The 24,693-nt window shown below is 67.3% G+C and carries 22 protein-coding genes; 11 read left to right on the plus strand and 11 right to left on the minus strand.

Translation table 11 applies throughout. The annotated features are described in order from the left end of the window. Positions 1-28 precede the first annotated feature (28 nt). Together HLG70_RS05605 and HLG70_RS05610 are read left to right on the plus strand one after the other, a co-directional pair. Positions 29-337 carry a DUF2160 domain-containing protein gene (locus HLG70_RS05605; RefSeq protein ID WP_171663551.1) on the plus strand — a complete coding sequence of 103 codons (309 nt, stop codon included), beginning with the start codon at positions 29-31 and terminating at the stop codon, positions 335-337. Between the two features lie 116 nt (positions 338-453). Further along, positions 454-2,184, plus strand: coding sequence for an ABC transporter substrate-binding protein (locus HLG70_RS05610; RefSeq protein WP_171663550.1), 1,731 nt, complete (start codon positions 454-456; stop codon positions 2,182-2,184). 81 nt (positions 2,185-2,265) lie between these two features. Here the strand turns inward: HLG70_RS05610 and HLG70_RS05615 are convergent, their stop codons facing one another. Beyond that, complete coding sequence (locus HLG70_RS05615; protein ID WP_234103410.1) at positions 2,266-2,904, minus strand: arylsulfatase; 639 nt, start codon at positions 2,902-2,904, stop codon at positions 2,266-2,268. Positions 2,905-3,055: 151 nt separating this feature from the next. On the opposite strand from HLG70_RS05615, the gene HLG70_RS05620 reads away from it, so the two are divergent. Beyond that, the gene (locus HLG70_RS05620; RefSeq protein ID WP_171663549.1) at positions 3,056-4,027 is read left to right on the plus strand and encodes an alpha/beta hydrolase family protein; all 972 of its coding nucleotides are present in this window, start codon (positions 3,056-3,058) and stop codon (positions 4,025-4,027) included. 31 nt (positions 4,028-4,058) lie between these two features. On the opposite strand, the gene HLG70_RS05625 is transcribed toward HLG70_RS05620, so the two are convergent. Further along, positions 4,059-5,114 (minus strand): GGDEF domain-containing protein, encoded by a 1,056-nt coding sequence (locus HLG70_RS05625; RefSeq protein ID WP_234103484.1) that lies wholly within the window; start codon positions 5,112-5,114, stop codon positions 4,059-4,061. Between the two features lie 107 nt (positions 5,115-5,221). Next, entirely contained in the window at positions 5,222-6,118 is an 897-nt protein-coding gene (locus tag HLG70_RS05630; protein WP_171663547.1) for an NAD(P)/FAD-dependent oxidoreductase, read from the minus strand. Between the two features lie 288 nt (positions 6,119-6,406). On the opposite strand from HLG70_RS05630, the gene HLG70_RS05635 reads away from it, so the two are divergent. Beyond that, positions 6,407-8,227 (plus strand): glycoside hydrolase family 15 protein, encoded by a 1,821-nt coding sequence (locus HLG70_RS05635; RefSeq protein WP_171663546.1) that lies wholly within the window; start codon positions 6,407-6,409, stop codon positions 8,225-8,227. Between the two features lie 132 nt (positions 8,228-8,359). Beyond that, complete coding sequence (locus HLG70_RS05640; RefSeq protein WP_171663545.1) at positions 8,360-9,487, plus strand: acyl-CoA dehydrogenase family protein; 1,128 nt, start codon at positions 8,360-8,362, stop codon at positions 9,485-9,487. A 31-nt stretch (positions 9,488-9,518) separates the two neighbouring features. Here the strand turns inward: HLG70_RS05640 and HLG70_RS05645 are convergent, their stop codons facing one another. Continuing rightward, positions 9,519-10,469: a tetratricopeptide repeat protein gene (locus tag HLG70_RS05645; protein ID WP_171663544.1), complete on the minus strand. Its 951-nt coding sequence runs from the start codon at positions 10,467-10,469 to the stop codon at positions 9,519-9,521. Between the two features lie 103 nt (positions 10,470-10,572). On the opposite strand from HLG70_RS05645, the gene HLG70_RS05650 reads away from it, so the two are divergent. Beyond that, the gene (locus HLG70_RS05650) at positions 10,573-12,018 is read left to right on the plus strand and encodes a hypothetical protein (RefSeq protein WP_171663543.1); all 1,446 of its coding nucleotides are present in this window, start codon (positions 10,573-10,575) and stop codon (positions 12,016-12,018) included. Here HLG70_RS05650 and HLG70_RS05655 read toward each other — a convergent pair. Continuing rightward, positions 11,993-12,385 carry a DUF2784 domain-containing protein gene (locus HLG70_RS05655; RefSeq protein ID WP_171663542.1) on the minus strand — a complete coding sequence of 131 codons (393 nt, stop codon included), beginning with the start codon at positions 12,383-12,385 and terminating at the stop codon, positions 11,993-11,995. The genes HLG70_RS05650 and HLG70_RS05655 overlap by 26 nt on opposite strands. Before the next feature lie 165 nt (positions 12,386-12,550). Here HLG70_RS05655 and HLG70_RS05660 point away from each other — a divergent pair, with 165 nt between their 5' ends. Beyond that, entirely contained in the window at positions 12,551-12,931 is a 381-nt protein-coding gene (locus tag HLG70_RS05660; protein ID WP_171663541.1) for a nuclear transport factor 2 family protein, read from the plus strand. Between the two features lie 16 nt (positions 12,932-12,947). Here HLG70_RS05660 and HLG70_RS05665 read toward each other — a convergent pair whose 3' ends face one another. The 4 genes from HLG70_RS05665 to HLG70_RS05680 form a co-directional block, all read right to left on the minus strand. Next, a complete protein-coding gene (locus HLG70_RS05665) occupies positions 12,948-13,523 on the minus strand; it encodes a restriction endonuclease (RefSeq protein ID WP_171663540.1) in 576 nt (191 codons plus the stop codon). A gap of 35 nt (positions 13,524-13,558) precedes the next feature. Then, entirely contained in the window at positions 13,559-13,804 is a 246-nt protein-coding gene (locus HLG70_RS05670; RefSeq protein ID WP_171663539.1) for an RNA-binding S4 domain-containing protein, read from the minus strand. Positions 13,805-13,838: 34 nt separating this feature from the next. Then, positions 13,839-14,534 carry a DUF502 domain-containing protein gene (locus tag HLG70_RS05675; protein WP_171663538.1) on the minus strand — a complete coding sequence of 232 codons (696 nt, stop codon included), beginning with the start codon at positions 14,532-14,534 and terminating at the stop codon, positions 13,839-13,841. Positions 14,535-14,630: 96 nt separating this feature from the next. Continuing rightward, positions 14,631-15,098 (minus strand): winged helix-turn-helix transcriptional regulator, encoded by a 468-nt coding sequence (locus tag HLG70_RS05680; RefSeq protein ID WP_057282994.1) that lies wholly within the window; start codon positions 15,096-15,098, stop codon positions 14,631-14,633. Positions 15,099-15,233: 135 nt separating this feature from the next. Here HLG70_RS05680 and HLG70_RS05685 point away from each other — a divergent pair, with 135 nt between their 5' ends. The 4 genes from HLG70_RS05685 (at position 15,234) to HLG70_RS05700 (ending at position 21,794) form a co-directional block, all read left to right on the plus strand. After that, entirely contained in the window at positions 15,234-16,535 is a 1,302-nt protein-coding gene (locus tag HLG70_RS05685; protein ID WP_171663537.1) for a D-amino acid dehydrogenase, read from the plus strand. A 163-nt stretch (positions 16,536-16,698) separates the two neighbouring features. Beyond that, complete coding sequence (locus HLG70_RS05690; protein WP_171663536.1) at positions 16,699-17,826, plus strand: metallophosphoesterase family protein; 1,128 nt, start codon at positions 16,699-16,701, stop codon at positions 17,824-17,826. Continuing rightward, entirely contained in the window at positions 17,823-20,450 is a 2,628-nt protein-coding gene (locus HLG70_RS05695; protein ID WP_171663535.1) for an AAA family ATPase, read from the plus strand. The genes HLG70_RS05690 and HLG70_RS05695 overlap by 4 nt, the downstream gene beginning before the upstream one ends. A 465-nt stretch (positions 20,451-20,915) precedes the next feature. Then, on the plus strand, positions 20,916-21,794 hold the full coding sequence (locus HLG70_RS05700) for a DMT family transporter (protein WP_171663534.1): 879 nt from the start codon (positions 20,916-20,918) through the stop codon (positions 21,792-21,794). A 38-nt stretch (positions 21,795-21,832) separates the two neighbouring features. Here the strand turns inward: HLG70_RS05700 and HLG70_RS05705 are convergent, their stop codons facing one another. Further along, the gene (locus HLG70_RS05705; protein WP_234103412.1) at positions 21,833-22,819 is read right to left on the minus strand and encodes a hypothetical protein; all 987 of its coding nucleotides are present in this window, start codon (positions 22,817-22,819) and stop codon (positions 21,833-21,835) included. A 423-nt stretch (positions 22,820-23,242) separates the two neighbouring features. Further along, positions 23,243-24,229 carry a Bug family tripartite tricarboxylate transporter substrate binding protein gene (locus tag HLG70_RS05710; RefSeq protein ID WP_171663533.1) on the minus strand — a complete coding sequence of 329 codons (987 nt, stop codon included), beginning with the start codon at positions 24,227-24,229 and terminating at the stop codon, positions 23,243-23,245. Positions 24,230-24,693 lie beyond the last annotated feature (464 nt).

Here is a 24,693-nt window from a genome sequence, read left to right on the forward strand (position 1 = left end):
CGTGAATTGACCCTGGGAGGACCCGGACATGTTCAGCTGGATGGTATGGACCACGCCGGTCGCCGTGTTTTTCAGTTGCATCGTCCTGATGCTGGCCGGCATGACGATATGGGAACTGAAGTCGCCCACGCACGAAAGGAAGGGCTTCTTGCCTTTGCCCACCACGCGCGGCGACAGGCTGTTCATCGGCCTGATGGCCGCGGCCTGGCTCAACCTGGCGTTTCTGGGGTTTGGCCAGAAGGCGGTGGAATGGTTTTCGCTGGAGCAACCGCCATCGGTATGGATCAGCTTCGTGCTGTCCATGCTGCTGCTGGTATTCATCATGAAAAAAGGCTGAAGAGGGGCGCTAGACCCTGGTGCATTTCAGGCGGTTTGGAAGGACTATCGGCCAGCGTCTTCCCCGGCCAGCGGTCCGCAGCACGATAAGGGGAAGACTTATCGAGGAGACAGGTCATGAAATTGCGCATGCACGCCATGGCGGCCGCTATCGCCCTGATCGGAACGTCAGGGGCATGGGCCGGCGAGCCGGAGGCGAAGAAGTGGGTCGATTCGGAGTTCCAGCCTTCGTCGCTGTCCAAGGACCAGCAGATGGCCGAGATGAAATGGTTCATCGACGCCGCGGCCAAGCTCAAAGCCAAGGGAATCAACGAGGTCAGCGTGGTGTCCGAAACCATCACCACGCATGAATACGAGTCCAAGGTGCTGGCCAAGGCCTTCGCTGAAATCACCGGCATCAAGGTCAACCACGACCTGATCCAGGAAGGCGACGTCGTCGAAAAGCTGCAGACGTCGATGCAGTCCGGCAAGTCCATCTACGACGGCTGGATCTCCGACTCCGACCTGATCGGCACCCATTACCGTTACGGCGCCATCCTGCCGCTGTCCGACTACATGGCCGGCGCGGGCAAGGAATGGACCAACCCCGATCTGGACCTGAAGGACTTCATCGGCACCAAGTTCACCACGGCGCCGGACGGCAAGCTCTACCAGCTGCCCGACCAGCAGTTCGCCAACGTCTACTGGTTCCGCGCGGACTGGTTCGCCCGCCAGGACCTGAAGGACAAGTTCAAGGCCAAGTACGGCTATGACCTGGGCGTGCCCACCAACTGGTCGGCCTACGAAGACATTGCCGCCTTCTTCTCCAATGACGTCAAGGAGATCGACGGCAAGCGGGTCTATGGCCACATGGACTACGGCAAGAAGGACCCGTCGCTGGGCTGGCGCTTCACCGACGCGTGGCTGTCCATGGCCGGCGCCGCCGACAAGGGGCTGCCCAACGGCATGCCGGTGGACGAATGGGGCATCCGCGTCGCCGACGACAAATGCACGCCGGTGGGCGCATCGGTCTCGCGCGGCGGCGCCACCAACAGTCCGGCCGCCGTCTACGCGCTGACGAAGTACGTGGACTGGATGAAGAAGTACGCCCCGCAACAGGCCATGGGGATGACCTTCTCGGAATCCGGCCCCGTGCCCGCGCAAGGCCAGATCGCCCAGCAGATCTTCTGGTACACCGCATTCACGGCGGACATGACCAAGAAGGGCTTGCCGGTCGTCAACGACGACGGCACGCCGAAGTGGCGCATGGCCCCGTCGCCCTATGGCCCGTACTGGAAGGACGGCATGCAGAACGGCTATCAGGACGTGGGTTCATGGACCTTCTTCAAGTCCACCAACCCGGACAAGATGGCGGCGGCCTGGCTGTATGCGCAGTTCGTCACGTCCAAATCCGTCTCGCTCAAGAAGTCCATCACCGGCTTGACGTTCATCCGCGACAGCGACATCAACAGCGAGTTCTTCACCAAGAACGCGGCGAACTACGGCGGCCTGATCGAGTTCTACCGCAGCCCCGCGCGGGTGGCGTGGACGCCGACCGGCACCAACGTGCCGGACTATCCGAAGCTCGCGCAGCTGTGGTGGAAGAACGTGGCGACGGCCGTCACCGGCGAGAAGACCCCACAGGCGGCAATGGACAACCTGGCCAATGAAATGGACCAGGTCATGGCGCGGCTTGAACGGGCAGGCATGGCGCAGTGCGCGCCCAAGCTGAATCCCAAGAGCGACCCCAGCAAGTGGCTGTCGGACCAGCATGCGCCGTGGAAGAAGCTGGCCAACGAAAAGCCCAAGGGCGAGACGATCCCCTATGAGAAGCTGCTGTCGGCGTGGAAGGAAGGGAAGGTGAGGTAAAGAGGAAGGACCAGGGAAAACGCCACACGGACGTGGCGTTTTTCCTGGAAGAATTATCGGCAGGCATGGCCCGCAGCCCGATCAAGTGGCCGCCATGCCGCAGGCCTGCGCCAATGAGGCGGCGGCGCCATCGAGCGGCCTGCCTGCCCCATGCATGGCTCGGCCCGCCGCCGCCATCCACGGATGCGCAAACGCGACGACGTCCGCGCCTTGCCCGTACGCGTCGTCCGCGGCGCTGGCCACCGCGCCCAGGCACGCCGCCATCTCGCCGTTCTTGAACAGATCCCAGGCTGAGGGCACCAGGCGTACCTCGACGCGGGCGCCGGCCGGTTGCGCGTAGCGTTCGAACAGTTTGCGATTTGCCGGGACGGCGGATTCCGCCGCGCAGAGCACGACGATGTTCGCGCCCATGCGCGCGGCCGTCTCCGCCAATGCGGTATCCGCGCGGATGATGGGAACCGGCAAATCCGTGACTTCACAGGCGGCCGGTCCGAGCGTGGCGCATGTCACAATCACCACGTCCGCATCGGCCGCCAGCGCCACCAGTTCGTTCCTGATCCGGCTTTTCAGGCCGTCGTCGACCGTATCGCCAAGCCCTTTCGCCTGCTCCACCGCGATCCTGAGATCCGGCCGCAGCGCATGGCGCAACTGGCCGGGCGCATGGCCGGCATCCGCGGCGGCCTGATCGAAAACCGCCTGGTTGCCTTCAATGGTGTGCAATAACGAAATCCGCATGATTGGGGTTTCCTGAAGTCGGTGAAGTCGGACCGGCATTGTTGTGCCTGCCGGCGACCGCAACAAGGCAAGCTCGAATACCGGTATTGCCGGTACCCGTAATAACTGTTCTGCTTTCTTTTCTTTGCATCCCCGCATGACTTTGACTTTCAAGCTCCGACTCACTCTGACCTTCGCGCTGGCGCTGTCGGCCGGCCTGTCCCAAGCCGCCGGCTTCCAGCGCCTGAACCTGCCCATGGACCAGAACGGCCCCGCCTTGCAAGGCGCGGTGTGGTATCCCTGCGCCGAGCCGGCAGGCGAAACCAAGATAGGCCGCGCCGTCATCGCCGCCGTGCCGGACTGCAGGATGCCCGGCGGCCGGTATCCGCTCATCGTCATGTCGCACGGGTCGGCCGGCTCTTACCTGAGCCACCACGACACCGCCGCGGCGCTGGCCGATGCGGGATTCGTCGTCGCCGCGATCAACCATGTGGGCGACAACGCGCAGGACCGCTCGCGGCAAGGGTATCTGTCGATCTTCTCGACCCGGCCCAGGGAAATGCGCCGGCTGATCGATTACATGACGGGCGCGTGGCCGGGAAAATCCCAGCTGGATCCGGACAAGGTCGGCTTCTTCGGTTTTTCGCGCGGCGGCTATACGGGCCTGGTGCTGGCCGGCGCGGTGCCCGACTTTCAAACGGGGCTGGCGACATGCCAGGACGCGCCGACACTGCCGATGTGCCGCGACATCGCGGCCGGGAAGGTGCCGAAGCAGCCGTATCCGCAGGATGCGCGCATCAAGGCGGCGGTAATCGCCGATCCGCTGAATGCCTTTCCGGGCGAAGCCTTGAAACACGTCGCCATTCCCATTCAGCTATGGGCGTCGGAGCAGGGTGGCGACGGGGTGAGCCCCGCCAGCGTGGACGCCGTGCGCCAGGGCCTGGGCGTGGCGCCGGATTACCTGGTGGCCAGGGGCTCCGCACACTTCGCGTTCCTCACGCCGTGCTCGCCGGAGCAGACCGAGGCGCAGCCGGTCATCTGCAAGGATGAGCCCGGCTTTGACCGGGCGGCGTTTCATCGGGACTTGAACGCCCGGGCCGCGGTGTACTTCAAGGCGCAGCTGCAGTAATCCGGACGCGGCCACGGGCCGCGACCGTTTCCTAGTGGATGGTGCGCGCCGCCTTGCGGGCGTGCTTGATTTCGTACATGCGCGCATCGGCCAGGCGGACGGCGGCCTCGGCATCCAGTCCGCGCGGGTCCAGCGCCACCACGCCGACGCTGGCGCCTTCATAGGGCACGACGGTGTCGCCCAGCTGATAGCGTCCCACGGTGGCGGCCGCAGCGCGGTTCTCGAGGGACCGGGCCGCTTCTTCCGCTTCGCCGCGCTGCGCCTCGGCGCCCGGGGCCGCGTCGCCCTTGGCAAGGGCGGGGCCAGGGCCGATCAGCACGAATTCGTCGCCGCCCAGGCGCCCAAGCATGTCCGACGAACGCAGCGCCGCCGCGATCCGGCGCGACACTTCCTGCAGGAATGCGTCTCCGCCCTGGTGGCCGTAGGTGTCGTTGATGCCCTTGAACCCGTCCAGGTCGATCACGCCGACCAGCACGCTGCCGCCTTCGCGGATGGCGCGCGCCTGCAGGCGCTCCAGCGCCTCGTAGAGCGCGCGCCGGTTGGGCAGGCCGGTCAGCGTATCGGTCAGCGCGTACGACATGAGCTGGACGTTGGCGGCATGCAGCTGCTCCATCAGCATCTCGCGCTGGAGAAAACTGGCGATCACGCTGGAGAACAGTTTCAGCACCGATTCGGCCTGCGGGGCGATCTGGTGCCGCGTCGCGCTGGCGGCGCACAGCGTGCCGAACAGGATGCCGTCGTCGGTGCGCACCGGCGCGCTGACATAGGTCTGTATGCCCAGTTCGCGGGCAGCGTCCGAATCCGGCCAGCATAGTGAAACATCGCTGGTGCACATGCGGCCTTCGTCCAGCGCGCGCTTGCAGAGGGTGTCGTCCCAAGGCACGGACAGCCCCTCGGGGATCTGCAGTTCGCCGACGTTGCGCGCGTAGCGGATGTGCTGGAGATCGGCCTTCAGGTCGATCGACGTGAGATAAGTGGACTCCAGCCCCGTGACGGCCCCCAGCATGTCGAGCAGCGGCCGGGTCAGTTGTTCGACCGACCTGGCTCCCGGCAGGGTCGTCGACAGTTCAGCGAGTATCGGATCCAGCACGGCGTCTCCTGGTGGCATGGTCGTAGGGACATCCGGCCCGTGCTCCAGAGGGAGGGCGGGCCGGTCATGCCGTCATTATGCACGCTGGAACCTGTGTGCAGACCCTAGGCAAGCACTAGCGAACGGTGCGCGCAGACGCCGGCCATGACCCCCGAGGCGCTCGCCAGCGTGGCGTTGGACATCGGCGTGGCGGCGTCGCCCGCGGCGTAGACGCCGGCAACCGTCGTCTGCTTGAGTTCGTCCACGCGTATCACGGGCCCCATGGGCCCGCTGTCGAACGCGCAGCCCAGCTGAATCGCCAGCGGACTGGCCATGTGCGCCTTGCTGGCCACGAAGAGCGCGTGGATCGGCAACTGGCGGCCGTCCGCCAGCGTCACGCCGGCCAGGACGGGGGCCGCTCCCAGCAATTGGACGATCGGCGAGCGCTCCACCCGCACGCCGCGGGACGCGAACAGCCGGGCCTCCTCGGGTTGGGGCTCGAACTCGCCTTGCGTGAAGTACGTGGTCGGCCCCCAGTCCGGCAGCAGCATCGCCTGGTGGGCGGACAGCGGATGGGTCGCCATGACGCCCAGCGGCTGGCCCGCGACTTCGTAGCCATGGCAATAGGGGCAATGCAGTACGGTCTGGCCCCAGCGCTCCTGCAGGCCGGGCAGGGGCGGCAGCTCGTCCCGCATGCCGATGGCCAGGATCAGGCGCGAGGCCTGCACGCGCTGCCCGCTGGCCATCGCAAGTTCAAAGCCGCCATCATGCGCCGCGGCCTCGACCGCCTCTCCGTCCAGGAAATCCACGGTCGGGTAGCGCGCCAACTGCGCGCGCGCCCGGGCCACGATCTCATGTGGCGGCGTGCCGTCCTGTCCCAGGAATCCGTGCGCGTGCGCGGCGTAGCGGTTGCGCGGCTGGCCGGCATCGACCAGCAGGATGCGCCGGCGGGCCCGGGCCAATTGCATGGCGGCGGAAAGGCCGGCAAAGCTGCCTCCCACGATGATGACGTCATAGTGCATACGCGTAGTCCTCTTTCAGGGTGAATTACGATACTTGATAAGTTTCATGATATGGCGATGCGCGCGCTTATGCAACTTATGATGTTTCGTGTGCTGGGAATCTGCACGGCGCGCAGGTTGCATCGCCCCTGGTCCGGGGACTACCCTGAAACCCTCTACACCCGGCGGCCCGCCATGCTCAGGCGCTTACCGCCAAGGAGGCTGGCATGCAGCACGCGACTGAACTGCGCGGCCGGGGCGCCGGCAGGACGCCGTACCCCGAATGCCGCGGCGCGGGCTGAAGCCGCCATGTCCAAACCCCTGGAAGACTACGGGCTCATTGGCAACATGCTGTCCGCCGCGCTGGTGGCGCGCGACGGGTCGATCGACTGGCTCTGCCTGCCGCATTTCGATTCGCCGGCCTGCTTTGCGGCGTTGCTGGGCGACGAGCGCCACGGCCATTGGCGCATCGCCCCGCATGGCAAGATCAGAGAGACCACGCGCCGGTACGTGCCCGATACCGCCGTGCTGGAAACGCGCTTCGAAACCCGCACAGGCGTCGTGGTGATGTACGACTTCATGCCGCTCAGCGACGATGACGAGCGGGTGGACGTGGTGCGCGTGGTGCGCGGCGAGTCCGGACACGTGCAGATGGACATGGAACTGGTGCTGCGCTTTAACTACGGCCAGACCGTGCCATGGGTGCGGCGGCGCGACTACGGCCTGAACGCCATCGCCGGGCCGGACGCCGTGGAGCTGCATACCCCTGTCGAGCTCGAGGGGCACGACATGAAGACGACGGCGCGCTTCTCCTTGCACCAAGGGCGTGTGGTGCCGTTCACGCTGTCGTATCACCGCTCGCACCGCACGCCGCATTTCGTGCCCGATCGCGTCGAGAGCATGGACAGGACGATCTCCTGGTGGCAGGAATGGGCCAAGCGCTGCCATTGGGATGGCCCGGCGGGCGGGAGGCGGGACGCGGTGGTGCGCTCGCTGATCACCTTGAAGCTGCTGACCTTCCAGCCCACGGGCGGGATCATCGCCGCGCCGACGACTTCCTTGCCGGAGTTGCTGGGCGGCAGCCGCAACTGGGACTATCGCCATTGCTGGCTGCGCGACTCCGCGCTGACCCTGTACGCCTTGCTGAACGCCGGCTACCGCGAAGAGGCCGAGGCCTGGCGCCAGTGGCTGTTGCGGGCGGTGGCCGGACATCCGGATCAATTGCAGATCATGTACGGCATCGCCGGCGAGCGCTGGCTGCCGGAGCTGGAGATTCCCTGGCTGCCCGGCTATGAGGCCAGCCTGCCGGTGCGCAGGGGCAATGGCGCGGCGGGGCAGAGCCAGCTCGATGTCTACGGTGAACTCATCGAGACCCTGTACGCCGCGCGCGTGGCGGACCTGGCGCCGCTGGCCGAAGCATGGCGTTTGCAGAAGGTGCTGCTGGAACCGCTGGAGGACCGTTGGCGCGAGCTGGACCATGGCATCTGGGAGGTGCGCGGCGAACGGCGTGCCTTCACGCATTCGCGGCTGATGTGCTGGGTGGCGTTCGACCGCGCGGTCAAGGCCTGCGAGCGTTTCGGCATGCAGGGGCCCGTGGAGAGGTGGCGGCGGCTGCGCGAGCGGATCCGGAAGGACATCTGCGAACACGGCTACGACCCTGCCAGGGGCTGTTTCGTGCAGAGCTACGGATCGGCCGCGCTGGACGCCAGCCTGCTGCTGATTCCGCAGGTGGGCTTTCTGCCGGCCAGCGACCCGCGCGTGGCGGGCACAGTGCACGCCATCGAACGCGAGCTGCTGCATGGCGGCCTGCTGCGCCGCTACTCCACCGAGCATACCGATGACGGGCTGGCGGGCGATGAGGGTGTGTTCCTCGCCTGCAGCTTCTGGCTGGCCGATGCTTATGTGATGCAGGGCCGCCTGGGCGATGCCGAACGCCTGTTCGACCGGCTGCTGGGGCTGCGCAACGACCTGGGCCTTTTGTCCGAGGAGTACGACGTCGTCCAGCGGCGCCTGGTCGGCAATTTCCCGCAGGGCTTTTCGCATATCGGCCTGGTGAACACGGCCTACAACCTGGGCCGGGCGATGGGTCCGGCCCAGCAGCGCGCCGAGCAGCACGCGCCGCGCGAGTAGGACGTCCGCGGCGCGCCTGCGGCGGTGTATTCTGCCAATCGGGCGGGGCTCTCTTGGCAGGGCCCGCCATGCACAAACAGAGCCTGGCGGCGCCTGCGCGCCCGCCGGCCACCGCACCCAGGAGAGACAAGCATGCTATTGACCGAAGAACAGCTGAGCGTCCAGGAAATGGCGCGCCGGTTTGCCCAGGAGCGCCTGGCGCCCAACGCCGAGCGCTGGGACCGGGACCATCACTATCCCGCGGACGCCATCGCGGAAATGGCGCAGCTGGGATTCTTTGGCATGCTCGTGCCAGAGGCCTGGGACGGCAACGACAGCGGCTATATCTCGTATGCCGTGGCGCTGGAAGAGATCGCGGCCGGCAGCGGCGCGTGTTCCACCATCATGAGCGTCCATAACTCGGTCGGCTGCATGCCCATCCTGAAGTTCGGGACCGACGCCCAGAAAGAGCAATTCCTGCGGCCCCTGGCTCGCGGCGAACATATCGGCGCCTTCGCGCTGACCGAACCGCAGGCAGGTTCCGACGCCAGCAGCCTGCATACCCGCGCGCGCCGCGACGGCGACGACTACATCCTCAACGGCGCCAAGCAATTCATCACTTCCGGCCGCAACGGCCAGACCGTGATCGTGTTCGCCGTGACCGACCCCGATGCGGGCAAGCGCGGCATTTCCGCGTTCATCGTGCCCACCGATACGCCGGGCTACAAGGTCCTGCGGGTCGAGGACAAGCTGGGCCAGCATGCCTCCGACACGTGCCAGATCGCATTCGAGGACATGCGCATTCCCGGCGCCTACCGGCTGGGCGCGGAGGGCGAGGGCTACAAGATCGCGCTGTCCAACCTGGAGGGCGGCCGTATCGGCATCGCGTCGCAATCGGTGGGCATGGCGCGCGCCGCCTTCGAATGCGCGCGCGACTACGCCCATGACCGCCAGGCTTTCGGAAAACCCATCATCGAGCATCAGGCCGTGTCGTTCCGCCTAGCGGACATGGCGACCCAGATCCATGCCGCGCGGCAGATGGTGCTGCATGCCGCCGCGCTGCGCGAGGCAGGGCGGCCGGCCTTGACGGAAGCGTCCATGGCCAAGCTGTTCGCTTCCGAGATGGCCGAGAAGGTCTGCTCGGCGGCGATCCAGACGCTGGGCGGCTATGGCTACCTGAAGGATTTCCCGGTCGAGCGCATCTACCGGGACGTGCGCGTGTGCCAGATCTATGAGGGCACCAGCGACATCCAGCGGCTGGTGATCGCGCGCAGCCTGTAATCGGGCCACGCGCGGGCCGCGGCGGGCGCCGTCAGTCTGCGCCGCGGGCCTGCGCCAGTGCGTTGTCCCAATACGCCAGGTGGTTTTTCCAGTCGGGGCGGTTCAGTGCGTGGAGCTGGTCCAGGATGCGGCGGGCGTCGTCCAGCCGGCCCAGGTGCAGCAGCGCCTTGATGAGGTTGTTGCCTACGTTCAGTCCGTGCGTTTCGGGATGGAAATGCGGGCTGGTCAGCGGCGGGATTTCCTGGATGAGGCCGGCATTGCCCAGGTCTGCGCTCATCTGCATCAGCAGGTCGGCGGGCGCCGGGCTGCCCGCGCGCGCCAGGGATTCCTGGTAGAGCGCAATCGCGCCGGAATAGTTGTGCGAGCCCAACTCGCCACGCGCCAACCACAGCTGCGCGCGCCAGCTGTCGGGCAGGGCGGCGACCTTGCGCATGGAGGCGATGCCGGCCGCGTCGCCGCCGTGGTCGCGGTGGATGGCCTCGTACCAGCCCAGGCCGTTTTCCTGGTTTGGATCCAGTTGCAGGGCGCGCCACAGTGTTTCCAGCGCGCGGGCGTCGTCGTCGCGTTCGGCGTGGACCTTGGCCAGATTGGTCAGCACCACGCCCGTCTCGCCGTGCCGCGCGCAAAAGGCCAGCAGCGCCTGCTCGCAGTCGTCCAGGCGCCCGGTTTTCATGTACACGATGGCTTGCAGGACGACGGCGCGCTCGCCGTTGCCGTCCAGCTCGACCAGGCGTGCGGCGGGGCGGAGCATCTCGTCGAAGAATCCGTCGTTGAGCGACTGGATGATCAGGCCGGCTAGCGGGTCGGCGTCGTTCCAGTTCTGCTCGATGGCGCCCGGCAGGACGCTGTCGCGCCATTGATCGCGCGTGACATGGATCTCGCGGCCCTGGGCATCGTAGGCCCGGATCAGGTCGGGATTGCTGGCGGGGTCGGCGTCGTTGCCGGCGGCTTGCCCGGAGGGAGGTGTCTTCTGGAAGCTCATGCGTAGTACCGGTGATTCAGGCGTAGCGCCTATTGCGGGACATCATAAGACAGCCGTCAGCCCGGCATTATGCATAATGCCGGGCTGGTCCTTGAATCACGCCATGGAACCCATGACTGAACCGCTGTCCTTCCACCCGCGCCTGCGATTGCGCACCGCCGACTTCCTTCCCTTGGGCGCCGCGCCGGCCGTGCGGCAGTTGCCCGACGGGCCCGGGGTCGGGCTGCGCTGGCTGACCCATTGCGTGCTGGGGCGGCATCTGCTGATGGTGGCGTGGCTCAGCGGACCCCATGGCGCGCAGGGTTTCGGCCTGGCGCTGGCCGATAGCGACTGGACACTGCGGGCCACCCATTTCCAGCCGGTGGCGCTGCCGGACGGGCAGGCAGGTGGCGTCGAACGCCATGGCGATGTCTACGCCGCGCAGCTGCATTGCCTGCATCAGGATGCGCAGGGCATGCGCGCCATGCTGGCGGTAGAGCAACGGGCCACGCGCCACTACCTCGGCGCGCACGGGGGCGGCATCGTGCTGACCTCGGGCGTGGCGGACTGGTTCGAGATCGAAGTCGCGGTGGACGCGGACGGGACGCCCCGCCTGCGTACGCACGCGACGCCCATGCATCACGAGCCATTCTGCAATTCGCTGCATGCCGCGCAATTTCCGGGCGGCGGCCGCTGGCTGGCCTTGCGAGACGCGCTGCCGGAGTCGGTCTCGGAAGCGGATGCGTACCTGAATGTGCATCGCCGGCTGCACGTGGCGGACGACCTGCAGGGCGTGCCGCAAGCGTGGCGCCCCATCCAGGGCGCGGAAGGCGCCTTGCCCGTGGATACGGTCCTGACCGGCGCCATGCAGGCGCGCGCCTATGACGAGACGCAGGTGGCGACGCTGCTGACCATGGCGGGCAGCACACGCCTGTGCCTGCTGGACCTTGCCGAGGCGCGCCTGACGCAGGCCGTGGCGCTGCGCATCCCCAAGGGGCATTGGCGCGTCCTGGCCTGGCGCGCCGGCGCGGGCGGGGAAGGCGGGGAGTTCTGGCTGCATGCCAGCAACGACAAGCTCAGCGCCAGGCACCGGGACAGCAGCTTGTGGCGCGTCGCCTACGGGGCGGCGGCAGGCCGCGGCAAGAAGCGTTCGTCCTCAGGCTTGCCCGTGCTGGCCGAACGCCTGACGGAGGATCGCCTGGTTTCGGGCGCGGCCGCCATGGACTACGCAGACCTCACCCTGTTGCTGTGGCAGCACGGCCAAGGCATCAAGAACGTGGAGCCCATGCGCTGCGTGGCTCATCCCTTGACCGGCGCGTCGCAAGATCCGCCGGTCTGGGACTGCGCGCGCCTGGCGGAAAGCCTGCCGCAAGCCCCGGCGAGGGCCGTCATGGCATTCGGCCGGACGATGCAGCGGCCCGCCGAACCGTTGCTGCCTGCGCGTGGATTTGATTTCGCGGGCCAGCGGGTGCTGGTGTTCGACGAATGCAGTGCGCCAGCCGGGTTTCCGGACAGCGCGCTGCTGGGAACCGTCGAGCCGGCCGTCAAGGGCGAGTCGGCGCAGCCTTGATCCTGTCGCGGGCGCGGCGCCGGACCCACAGCGTGTAGACGACGATGTTGCCCACGATCAGCAGCGCGGCCAGCACGATTTGCGTGGTTCGGGTGATGCCTTCGGGGTAGATGAGGCCCAGGATGTAATGCTCGATGAAGCCGCCGGCATAGCCTTCCTGGCCAGCCCGTTCGCGCAGCGAGACCTCCAGCGGCGTCAGGGGGCATATCCAGCCCATGCCGATCACCATGGCGCCCCAGGCCAGCGCGGGCAGGTGCAGGTAGGCGGCGCGGGGCTTCCACAGCGCCAGGAGGCCGCCGAACATTACGAAGGCAACGAATAGGCCGTGCGCGACAAGCACCAGGTCGGCAAGGATGCGATAGGTCATCGGGATATCTCGGTTGTATCGGGCGCGCCGCAAGGCAGGCGGGATGCGCATTTAATCGTAAGCCCGCGCGCGCCGTGCAGGTCAATGGCAACAAAGCAAGACGCCTGATGACCGAATAGAATGCGGGCGTCCATGCCAACCCAAGACAACCCCGCAGAGAACGCCATGCATCCTTCCATCACCGCAGGTATACAAGAAGCCGAGGAACGGCTGCGCCAGGCCATGCTGGCTTCCGACGTCGGGGCGCTGGAGTCCTTGCTGGATCCCGACCTGCTGTATGTCAACCACATGGGCTGGACGGTCACGCGTGACGATGACCTGGACGTGCACCGCTCCGGCCTGCTGAAGATCCATGGCCTGGATCTGTCCGAGCAGTGCATCCTGCCTCGCGGCGATTGCGCGGTGGTGTCGGTGTTGGCCCGCATTGCCGGCAGCTACAACGGCGTGCCGGCCAATGGGGTGTTCCGCTACATGCGCACCTGGTCGCCGGACGCGGCGTCGGGCCAATGGCGCGTGATCGCGGCCAGTGCGGTGATGGTGGTGTGATGCCCTCGCCGGGGCTTCAGACCTTGAGGTCCCGCAGCAGCTTGGTCAGTTCCGGCGCCGTCATCAAGGACACGCCTTGCGACTTCGCGTATTGCAGCGCGTTGTCGGATACATCGCCCAGGGCGATGTAGATGGCTTCACGGGCGCCGCGCTTTTCGCGCACGGCCTGCAGCTCGCGCAGCGGCTCCACGCCGACGCGGGCAGCTTTCCAGCGCTTGGCGCTGACGATGGCCACGTGGCCGTCCTTGCTCAGCGCAAAATCGGCGCCGGCCACCTGCAGGCGTTCGACTTCACAGCCGTCGCGCCGGAAGCCGGCCTCGACGGTCTTCGCGAAGTCCGCCCACGACATGGCGGCGGTGGCCTCGGCCACGGCCTGCACGCGCGTGCCGGATGGCGCGCGCAGCTGCTTGTAGGCCGCCATGATGGAGATCACGGCGAACGGCACGGCGGCAAAGACGCCCATCGCGGCGTAGTCCAGGGGCAGGGCGGCAAAGCCGCCCACGCACAGCAGCACGGCCACGGCCGCGCTCATCCACCACGGCGAGCGCAGCAGCACGGCGAAGATGGAGTTCTGGGACATCTTGAGTTTCATGGCGGCTCGCGGCGGTGCAGGGGTAGGAAAAGGAATCAGGCTTCGTTGCCGGAGGCGTCAAAGGCGCGCACCACGATGCGCACGTCGCCGCAGGTCACGATCTGTCCGTCGCGGATCTTTGCCGTCTTGCGCGTTTCCACCGCGCCGCCGACGCTGACGTAGCCTTCGGCCACGAGCATCTTGCCCGCGCCGCCGCTGTCACAGACGCCGGTGGCCTTGAGCAGCTGGTTGATTTCAATATAGGGGCTGCCGTCGGCAAGCGTGAATTCGATGATGGGCATGTCGCGCGAGTCAGTGATGTTTGGGGCAGGGCGGTCAGGCCGGGCCGTTGCCATTGGTGTTGCCGGGATTGCCCGGGTTGCCCGGGGCGGCCGGCTGGTCGGCGGGTGCCTCCGGCACGACGGCCGGCGGCGCCGGGCGGTTGTTGGTTTCGGCGCGGGCCATCCAGGCGATCAGCGACGAACGCATGGCTTCCTCGACGGACATCTGGATGGGCTGGACCCAGTCCTGCGGGACGAAGACGGTGTAGCCGCCAATCATGTAGCCCATCGGCAGGTAAACGGCGACGCGATCGCCCTGCGTGAATCCTTCGGGCAGGCCTTCCAGGTTGCGGCGGGTGACCAGGCCCACCAGCTCCAGCTGCTGCCCCGGCACGCGCAGCACGACAACTTGCTGGGCGGTGTTCTTGGAGCTGGGCGAGAAATAGTCGGCAAAGCTCTTCAGCGACGAATAGATGCTCTTGACCACCGGCAGGTTGGTGAAGGGCATTTCCACCAGCGTCAGCACGCGCTGCACGCGCTCCTTGGACACGAGGTAGCCGATGGCCAGAATGCCCAGGATGCCCAGCGCCAGACCCATGCCCGGCACGTAGAAGCCGCCGATGAAGGGGCGCAGGAAGGTCAGCGCGACGGCTTCCGTCCAGGCCAGGAAGATATAGAGCAGGTAGATGGTCAGCGCCAGCGGCAGGACGGTGATCAGGCCACGGAAGAAATATTTATAGAGACGGGTCATAGGCAAAGGCAAAAAATCGGGGTCGGACGGGCGGTCACGGCGCGCCGGAGGGTCGCCAGCATAGCAGCCGGCGAGAAGACAGTCTGGTAACAGGCCCTAGCGGTCCACGGGAAGAAACAAGGTCTCCTTGATTTCCTCCATGACCACGTAACTGCGGGATTCGGCGGACGCGGGCAGGCGTTTGAGGATTTCGCCCAGGAGGCGGCGATATTCATTCATTTCGGTCAGGCGGGCCTTGACCAGGTAATCGAAGTCACCCGACACCAGGTGGCATTCCATGACCTCGGGCACGTACAGCAGCTCTTTCTTGACCTTGTCGAAGACGTCGCCGGACTTGGCCGACAACTTGATCTCCAGGAAGACGAGCAGGTTCTTGCCCAGCGCCGCGGGGTTCACGCGCGCATGGTAACCCGTGATGACGCCTTCGCGCTCCATGCGCTTGACGCGGTCGGAGCAGGGGGTGGCGGACAGGCTTACGCGCTCGGCCAATTCGGTCACCGAAATGCGGCCTTCGCGCTGCAGGATTTCCAGGATTTTCAGGTCGATACGGTCGAGGTCGCGCATTTCACTTTTGGCGATCATAAAACGGGGGCGGCCCGAGAAAAAGCACTGGCAAAACAAAATCTTCAGTGTTTTTCACTGCCGAGAGGCCCATAGACTACCGAAATTCCTGTACAAAACCAAACACTGGAAAGAATCATGCATGTGATCGTCCTCGGCAGCGGCGTTATCGGCACCACGACCGCCTACTACCTGGCCCGCCAGGGCGCCAAAGTGACGGTGCTGGACCGCCAGCCCGCGGCGGCCCAGGAAACCAGCTACGCCAACGCCGGCCAGGTGTCGCCGGGCTATTCCACGCCCTGGGCCGCGCCCGGCATCCCGCTCAAGGCCATCAAGTGGCTGTTCCAGAAGCACGCGCCGCTGGCGATCCGCCTGGACGGCAGTCTGTACCAGCTGAAGTGGATGGCCGCCATGCTGGCCAACTGCTCGGCCGACCGCTACTCGGTCAACAAGGAGCGCATGCTGCGCCTGTCCGAGTACAGCCGCGATTGCCTGCGCGAACTGCGCGCCTCCACCGGCATCCATTATGAAGAGCGCACCCGCGGCACCTTGCAGCTGTTCCGCACCGACGCACAAATGGAAGCCGCGCGGCGCGATATCGCCGTGCTGGAAGAGGTGGGCGTTCCCTACGAACTGCTGGACCGCAATCGCCTGGTGACGGCGGAGCCCGCGCTGGCCCACTCCGTCCACAAGCTCTCGGGCGGCCTGCGCCTGCCGAACGACGAAACCGGTGACTGCCAGCTGTTCACCAGGCGGCTGGCCGAGATGGCCGCCGCGCTGGGCGTGGACTTCCGCTACAACCAGACGGTCTCGGGCCTGGTCACCGCCGGGGGCCAGGTCACCGGTGTGCGGGTCGGCGACGAAGTGTTGACGGCGGACCGTTATGTGGCGGCCTTCGGCAGCTACACCCGGGGCTTTCTGGAGCCGCTGGGACTGGACCTGCCGGTCTATCCGGTCAAGGGCTATTCGCTGACCATACCCATGAAGGACGAGTCGGCCGCGCCGGTCTCGACCATCCTGGACGAGACCTACAAGATTGCGGTGACGCGTTTCGACCAGCGCATCCGCGTGGGCGGCATGGCCGAGCTGTCCGGTTTCGACCTGCGCCTGAAGGACGCGCGCCGCAAGACGCTGGAACTGGTGGTGAACGACTTGTTCCCGGGCAGCGGCCATGTGGCCCAGGCCGAGTTCTGGACCGGGCTGCGTCCCATGACGCCGGACAGCACGCCGGTCGTCGGACCCACCCGCTATGGCAACCTCTACCTGAACACCGGCCACGGCACGCTGGGCTGGACCATGGCCTGCGGCTCCGGCAAGCTGGTGGCCGACCTGGTCATGGGCCAGCGCCCCGCGATCCGCACGGACGGCCTCGGCCTGTCGCGCTACGACCGCAGCGCCGCCTCCAGCCAGCAACTGGTGCTGGACGGCAAGGGCGCGTAGCCGCGCGCAGCCCCCTCGGGGGCAGCAAGCACGCCTAGCGTGCGCGGCGTGGGGGGCACGTCCCTCGCGCCGCCCCAATGCGGGACAGCGCCCCTTGGGGCAGCAAACGCACAACGTGCGCGCAGCGTTGGGGGCAGTCCCCCCTCTATGTCAAAATCTGGGCATGACCCATTTTCTGCATACTGCCGACTGGCAGATCGGCCGGCAGTACGGCCAGTTCGAAACGGACGACGCCGCCATGCTGGCCGAGGCGCGCTTTGACGTCGTGGCGCGCATCGCCGCGCTGGCCGCCGAGCGCGGCGTGGATGCGGTGCTGGTGGCCGGCGACGTGTTCGATACCCAAGGCGTGTCGGACCGCACGATCCGCAGGCTGTTCGCCGCCATGTCCGGCTATGCCGGACCCTGGGTGATGATCGCCGGCAACCATGACGCCGCGCTGGCCGACAGTGTATGGACCCGCGCCATGCAGCTGGGCTGCATTCCCGACAACGTCCACGCGCCGCTGCGCACCGGCGTGGTGGACCTGGCGGGGATCAACCTCGCCGTGCTCGCCGCGCCGCTGACGCAGCGCCATACCTACGACGACGTCACCCAGGCCTTCGACTCGCTGGAATCCGAACCCGGCCGCGTGCGCGTGGGCCTGGCGCACGGCAGCGTGGCGGGCCGGCTGCCGGACACCATAGACGCTACCAATCCCATCGCGCCGGACCGCGCCGCGCGCGCCCGCCTGGACTACCTGGCGCTGGGCGACTGGCACGGCTGCCTGTCCATCGACGAACGCACCTGGTATGCCGGCACGCCGGAGCAGGACCGCTTCCGCGGCAACGAGCCGGGCTATGTGCTGGACGTGCGCATCGCCGCGCCCGGCGCGACGCCGGTAGTGGAGCGCGTGGCAACGGGCAAATACCGTTGGTCTGCCTGGTCTGAAACCCTCAGCCTGCCTACCGATGCGCAGGCGCTGGCCGAGCGCATGGCGGCGCTGCGCGCCGACGACGTGTTGCGGCTGGACGTGCAAGGCCACGTCAATATGGAAACCTGGGACGCGCTGCAACGCGCCGTGGACCAGGCCGCCGCGCAGGTGCGGGCCCTGCTGCCGGATCTGTCCGGCCTGCGCCTGGAACCGGACGAAGCGGACCTGGCCGAACTGCGCGCCAGCGGCTATGTGGGCGAGGTCGCGGCGCAACTGCAGGCATTGCAGAGCGACGCCGAGCAGTCCGCCGTGGCCGGGGAGGCCTTGCGGCTGCTGCTGCGGTTCCAGCGCGAAAGCGCGGCGCCGGGAGCCGTGAAATGAAGCTCTCACGCATCGCCCTGGAAGAATTCCGCAAGTTCCGCCAACCCCTGTCGCTGGACGGCCTGCAAGACGGCCTGAACCTGTTCGTCGGCCCCAACGAGGCGGGCAAGAGCACGGTGGCCGCCGCCATCCGCGCGGCGTTCCTGGAACGCTACAGCACCAGCAAGGTGGCGGACCTGGCCCCGCGCGGCGAGTCCGGCGCCCGTCCCAGCGTCGAACTGGCCTTCAGCCATGCCGGCCGCGACTATGTGCTGAAAAAGCAATTCCTTTCGCGCGCCCGTTGCGAGCTGCTGATCGACGACGGCGCGCAGCGCCTGGACGGCGAAGAGGCCGAAAACGCGCTGGCCGCCTTGTTGGGCTTCGAATTGTCGGGGCGCGGCCAGAGCAAGCCGGACCTGGCCGGCATTCCGGGCCTGTTGTGGATACAGCAGGGCGACGGCCAGAACCTGCAAGAGGCCGCGGGTTTCGCTGGAACGCACCTGCGTGATGCGCTCACGCAGCTGTCGGGCGAACTTGCCTCCAGCGACGGCGACCGTCTGTTCGAGCGCGTGTCGGCCGAGCGCGGCGCGCTGCTGGACGCGCGCAATGGGCGTCCCAAGGGCGCCTACAAAGAGGCCGAGGACGCGCTGGCGCGCGCCGTGGCTGAACGCGAGGAATGTGCGCAGGCCATGGCGCAGCTCAACGCCGACGTGGACCGGTTGGCGGAACTGCGGCGCGAACATGAGCGCGCCCAGGCCGCCGAACCCTGGAAGGACTTCGATGCCAAGGCCGCGCAGGCCCGCGCCCGCCTGGCCGCGCTGGCCAAGGAACGCGATGCCTTCGAGGGCCTGCGCCGCGAACAGGCGCAGGCGGCCCAGACCCTGGCCCTGTTGCAGGACCAGGTCCGGCGCGACCAGCAGGACGAATCCGAGCATCAGGCGCTGGCGCAGGAGGCGCGCGTCGCCAGCCTGCGCCTGGAAGCCGCCCAGGGAGCCCTGGCGCGCGCGCAGCAGCACGGGCAGGCGCAAGCCGCTGCCGTCGATGCGGCGCGCCTGCGCCTGGCATCGGTGCAGACCGTTGCCGACCGGCGCGACCTGGACCGCCAATTGGCGCAACTGAGCCCCGAGATCGAGCGCCTGGACAGCGCCCTGAAGGAAGTCACGACGCTGATCGGACAGGGTTCCGCCTTGAAGGCCGAAGCGGTCCGCCTGGAGATTGCCGACGCCGACATCGAAGCCTTGCGCAAGGCCGGACGCGAACTGGGCAATCTGCAGTTGCAGCAGCAGGCCATCGCCACGCGCCTGAGCTACCGGCTGGACGCCGGCCGGCAAGCGCTGCTGGATGGCAGGACGCTTACCGGCACCGATGAGGTCCTGCTCACGGCGGCCGCCGAGCTGGACCTGCCGGGAGTGGGGCGGTTTCGCATCGAGCCGGGCGGACAGGATCTGCCCGCATTGAAGCGAGATCTGGAGCAGGCCCAGGCGGCCTACGCCGTTCTGCTCAAGCGCGCGGGCGTGGAAACGCTGGCCGAGGCCGAACAACGCCACGCGCGTTATACGTCCCTGCTGCGTGAGCTGGACGGCATGCGCAAGACGCTGGGCATCCATGCGCCCAAGGGCGTGGATGCATTGCGCAACCAGCGCGACGAGGCGTTGGCGCGCCAGGCCCAGTTGCAGGAACGGCTGTCCAAGCTGCCCGCGGCGCCGGAGACGGGCGACGACGACTTACCCGCCGCCGCCCAGGCGCTGCGCGAGGTGGAAGCCGTCGCGGCCCAGGCCGAGAAGACGCTGGCGGCCGCGCAGCGCGCGCTGGATGCCGACGCTGCCCGCGCCCAATTGCTGGAAGGGCAGGCGACGGCGCGTGGCGCCGAATTGCAATCGCCCGAACGCGCGGCGCAACGGCAATCGCGCGCCGGCCGGCTCGCCGAGGTGCGCAGCGGTCACGATCAGCTGGAACTGCGCGTGCGCGAGGCGCAGGCTGCCCTGGCCGAACACCGGCCCGAGCTCGCCGAGCAGGATGTCCAACGCTACGAAAAATCCGCATCCATCGAGCGCGATGCCCAGCACAAGCGGCACGGCGACATCCTGCAGCTGCAAGGCAAGCTGGATCAGGCCGGCGCCCAGGGCCTGGGCGAACGCCTGTCCGAAGCCGATGCCGCGAGCGAACGCCTGGAACGCCGCCGCGACGAGTTCGCGCGCCGCGCCGCTGCGCTGGAGTTGCTGCTGAAACTGCTGAACGACAAGCGCGCCGCCGCCACGCAGCGTCTGCAGGCTCCGCTGGCCCGCCGTCTCAATCACTATCTGGCGCTGCTGTTTCCCGAGGCCGCATTGCGCCTGGACGAAACGCTGCTGCCGACCGCGCTGCGCCGCGGCGACGGCGAGGACCTGCTGGACGCGCTGAGCTTCGGCACGCGCGAACAGCTGGGCATCCTGGCCCGCTTCGCATACGCGGACCTGCTGCGCGAGGCGGGCCGGCCCACCTTGCTGGTGCTGGACGACGCGCTGGTCCATACCGACGATGCGCGGCGCGACTTCATGAAGCGCGCCCTGTTCGACGCGGCGACGCGACATCAGATCCTGATGTTCACGTGCCACGGCGAGGCATGGCGGGACATGGGGGTGGAGCAGCGCAGGATCGGAGGCTAGGGCGGGCCCGCATGACTTCGCTTGACGCTGCCGCTTGCGATCGGTAGGCTAGCCGCATGCCTGACTTCACGCCTTCCGACCCCCTTGCCCGCGCTGCATTGCCAGCCGGCGCGGGCGCGCGCGTGATGTTCCCGCATGCGGATTTTTCCCCCGTAGTTTCCCCCGTAGTTTCCCCCGTTGTTTCTCCTGTCGTCTCCACGGTGGTGTCGCCGCCACACTCGCCGCCTTCGGGCGTCGTCAGTGGCGCATGCCCGCCTGCTTGCGGCGCTGTCTCGGGCGCATATCCGCCCGCGGCGGTCGTCCTCGGCTGATCGCCGGCAAGCCGGCCGCCTTCCCGACTCCAGTCCCTTTTCAGCGTAGTCCCGCTGGGTGCATGGCGCGTGCAGCGTCATGTCCCGCGTGGAACACGCGTGCGCGCCTGCGCGCCGGGCCGGAGCCTGTTAAACCTCGACAGGTGAAACCTTCATGTCTTTCGATAGAACCGCGTGGACCGCCTATGGCTCCACAACCTTGTTCGTGCTGCTGTGGAGCGGCGGCGCGATCTTCGCCAAATGGGGGCTGTCGCATGCCTCGGCCTTTGGCTTCCTGCTGCTGCGATTCGTCCTGGCCTTGTCCGTGCTGCTGCTGATCTGCGCGCGGCGCGGGCGCTGGCTGCCCGAGCCGGGCACGCGCAAGACGGTGGCGGCCACGGGCGCGCTGCTGATCGGCAGCTATTCCATCTGCTACCTGCTGGCGCTGGACCACGGCGTCACGCCGGGCGTGCTGGCCACGCTGCTGGGCGCCCAGCCCATCCTGACGCTGGGGTTGATGGAACGCCGCTATGCGCCGGCACGCATGGCCGGACTGTTCCTGGCGCTGTGCGGGCTGGTGCTGGTGGTTTATCAGAGCATCGCCCTGGCGCGGTTTTCCGTGGCCGGGGTTCTGTTCGCCTTTGCCGCGCTGGCCAGCATGACGGCCGGCGCCATCCTGCAAAAGCGCATCAGGCAGGCGCCCATGGACGTGATGCCCCTGCAGTACGCGGTCAGCCTGGTGCTTTGCCTGCTGTTTGCGCCATTCCAGCCGCTACGCGCGGAGTGGGACCTGGGCCTGGTCGTGCCGCTGATCTGGATGGGGCTTGTGATATCGGTGGGCGCGACCCTGCTGTTCTACCGCATGATCCAGGCGGGAAATCTGGTCAATGTGACCAGCCTGTTCTACCTGGTGCCGGTCGGCACGGCTGCATTGGATTATCTGATCCTGGGCAACCGGCTGTCCTCGCTGAGCCTGGCCGGGATGGCCGCGATCCTGCTGGGATTGATGCTGGTGCTGCGCAGTCCCGCGTCGGCGCGCGCGCAGACGGGCTAGAGCCCGTTCACCAAGACGCCTCGCACGGCCTGGCCGCGTTATTCCCGCTTCTGGCTGCCCGCGGCATCGCGGGCGGCCGGATGGCCGGGAGCTCCGCCATTGCCGTCGAACCAGCCATGCCAGTTCTGGCCCGCCGGCGCGGCGTCTTCCAGGCCGGTGTCGTCCTGGCCCGCCCAATGCCCGCTTACCAGTTGCGCCGGGCGCGTTTGCGCTACGACCCGCGCGCACACCGACCAGGCGTCCAGGCGCACGCTCAGGCCGGCGTAGATGCCGTGGCCGGCGCCCGCTTCGATGGTGCCTTCCGCGTGCGCTCCTTCTCCGGCCCGGATCGAGCCTTCGGCGCGGATGTCCTCGCCCGCGATCAGGCCCCAGCCGGAAGCCAGGTGATCGCCGCATTGAATGGAACCGCCGGCCTGGATGCCGCAGGCGGCATTGATTTCCTTTTCGGCCCGCACGTGGCCGCCGGCCTTGATGCCTTGACCGCATTTGATCGCGCCTTGCGTGCTCACGTCCTGTCCCGCATGCAGGTGGCCGGTCACGGCCAGATCCTGTCCGGCGCAGATATCCCATTTGGCGCGCACGTTGCCGCCGCAATCCAGGCGCGTCGCGGTTTCGATGCCCCAGTCCGCCATCACGTCGCCGCCCGCGCGCAGGTTGCCGCCGCTGGCGATGTTGGCGCCCGCGCTGATGTTCTCCCCGGCCATGATGGTCTCGCCGGCGCGGATGCCGCCGCCGGTGACGATGCTGCGGCCGGCGCGCACGACCGTGTCCACGTTGATCCCCATGCGCACTTCCAGCGTGCCCGCGAACACGATGGCGTTGGCGTCCACGGCATCGAGCCTGAGCACGGCATCGGTCGGGCCGAACTGGTCCAGCAGCCAGCAGGCGTCGCCGACGCGGCCGTCGGCGACCAGGGCGTCAAGCACGGCCTGGTAGTCCCCCTGGCCGTTGTGGTCGCGGAGGAACCATTTGTAGCCGCCCGCGCAGGGGTTCTTGGCTTTGACGAATTTCTTGGTGAGTTGCATGGCGCTTGAGTGGAAACAGTGCGTGGCCTGGCCGCGTGCCGACGCGGGCATGCGGAAACGAGACGAAGCGCGGAGCCCGGCCACGCGGCAGGGCGTCCGCCGGCCGGTATCTGGCTGCATGGCGCGCGGATGTGCGCAGGCAGCCGGCAACGGGCCGGGAAAAAGACTCAGGAAGGGGAAAGCCGGGCGATTAGCCGGGCTTGGAGCGCGCGTAGGCGGAACGCGCGGCGACTTCCTGCGAGCTCAACAGCGTTGAGCGCAGGGCGCAGAGGGCGCAAGTGGCGCAGGGAAGGGGGGAAAATTCGGATCGCACGGGGGCAAATGCTACCACCCGGGCGATTGCAGTCAAGCGGGCAGGCCGCCGCGGCCTGGCGGCAGGCGAGGGGCGGCCTGTGCCGGCGGGCCGCCTCTCGCCGGTCGCGATCAGTTCGTCAGCACGATGTTGCGGTCCTTGGCGATGCGCTGGCGCAGCTCCAGTTCACGCTTGATCTGCGCGGAGTACTCGGCGGGCGTGTTGCCATCCACCAGGGAACCGCCGTCGGCCAGGCGCTGGGTGATCTTCGGATCCTTCAGGGCCTTGACGGTGGCGGCGTAGACGCGGTCCACCACGGCCTGCGGCGTGCCGGCGGGAGCCACCAGCCCGTACCAGGCCATGTTGTCCATGTCGGGCAGGCCGCCTTCGGCGAAGGTCGGCACGTCCGGCAGCGCGGGCAGGCGCTTGGGGGCGGCCACGGCCAGGGCGCGCAGCTTGCCGGCCTGGATGTGGGGCATGGACGAAGGCAGGTTGTCGAACTGGGCGTTGACCTGGCCGGCGATCACGTCATTGAGCGCCGGACCCGAACCGCGATAGGGGACATGGACCATGTCGGTCTTGGTCAGCGACTTGAACAGCTCGCCGTCCAGGTGGCTGATGCCGCCCGCGCCCGACGAGGCGTAGCTGTACTTGCCGGGATTGTTCTTCAGCAGAGTAATGAACTCGGCCAGAGACTTGGCGGGCACGGCCGGATTCACGGTCATTACGTTGGGCACGTTCACCATATTGGTGATGGGCGTGAAATCCGTCAGCGGGTTGTAGGGATTCTTCGGGTTGGTGGCCGGATTGGTGGCCATGGTGCTGACGGTGGCCACGCCCAGCGTATAGCCGTCGGGGGCGGACCGCACCAGGGCGTCGGCGCCGATCGAGCCTCCGCCGCCGCCGCGGTTCTCGACGACGACGGGCTGGCCTAGCTCGCGGCCCAGGCCTTCGGCGACGATGCGCGCGACGATGTCGGTGGTGCCGCCCGCGGCAAAGGGCACGATCAGCCGGATCGGCTTGTTGGGGTAGGGGTCGGCGGCTTGCGCGGCGGAACTAAGGCAGACGCCAGCGATGGCGGCGGCCAGGACGGCCTTGGCATGTGAGAGCACGTTCAAGAGTCTTCTCCATATTGTTGTTCCGAGCCGGCCGGCTTCTTGGGCCGGCTTCGGTGAAGCGCGCATTGCCGGGATACCGGCAGGCCAACGCTTCGTGGGCGCAATTCCACACAGGTATTTCCCTACGGTCAACTTGGGATTCTCCCTGCTTTGCGGAATCTCAATATTTTTCAAGTGACGGATAGTTGTCCGGAAATGGCGTCAATTCGGCGAAAAAGACAGCCTGACAACCAGATGAACGAGTATTGAATCCCCTTCATTGCGCAATCATTGCGCAGTCATCTTGCTGTCATTAGCAGGGTTCATGCATAAATCTCTGCATAACTTACGAGAATCTGATATTTTTCGGATGAGATTCTTGCCCGGTCTTGCAAGAAAACTATTGCGTTTGTTTCTGTCTGCGCCGTTCAATGGCGTTGGTTGATGTCCCCGTGGGGCAACGTGTAGTCAGCGACGCACCGGGC

This window comes from Achromobacter deleyi (genome assembly GCF_013116765.2).
GTDB classification, from domain to species: domain Bacteria; phylum Pseudomonadota; class Gammaproteobacteria; order Burkholderiales; family Burkholderiaceae_B; genus Achromobacter; species Achromobacter deleyi_A.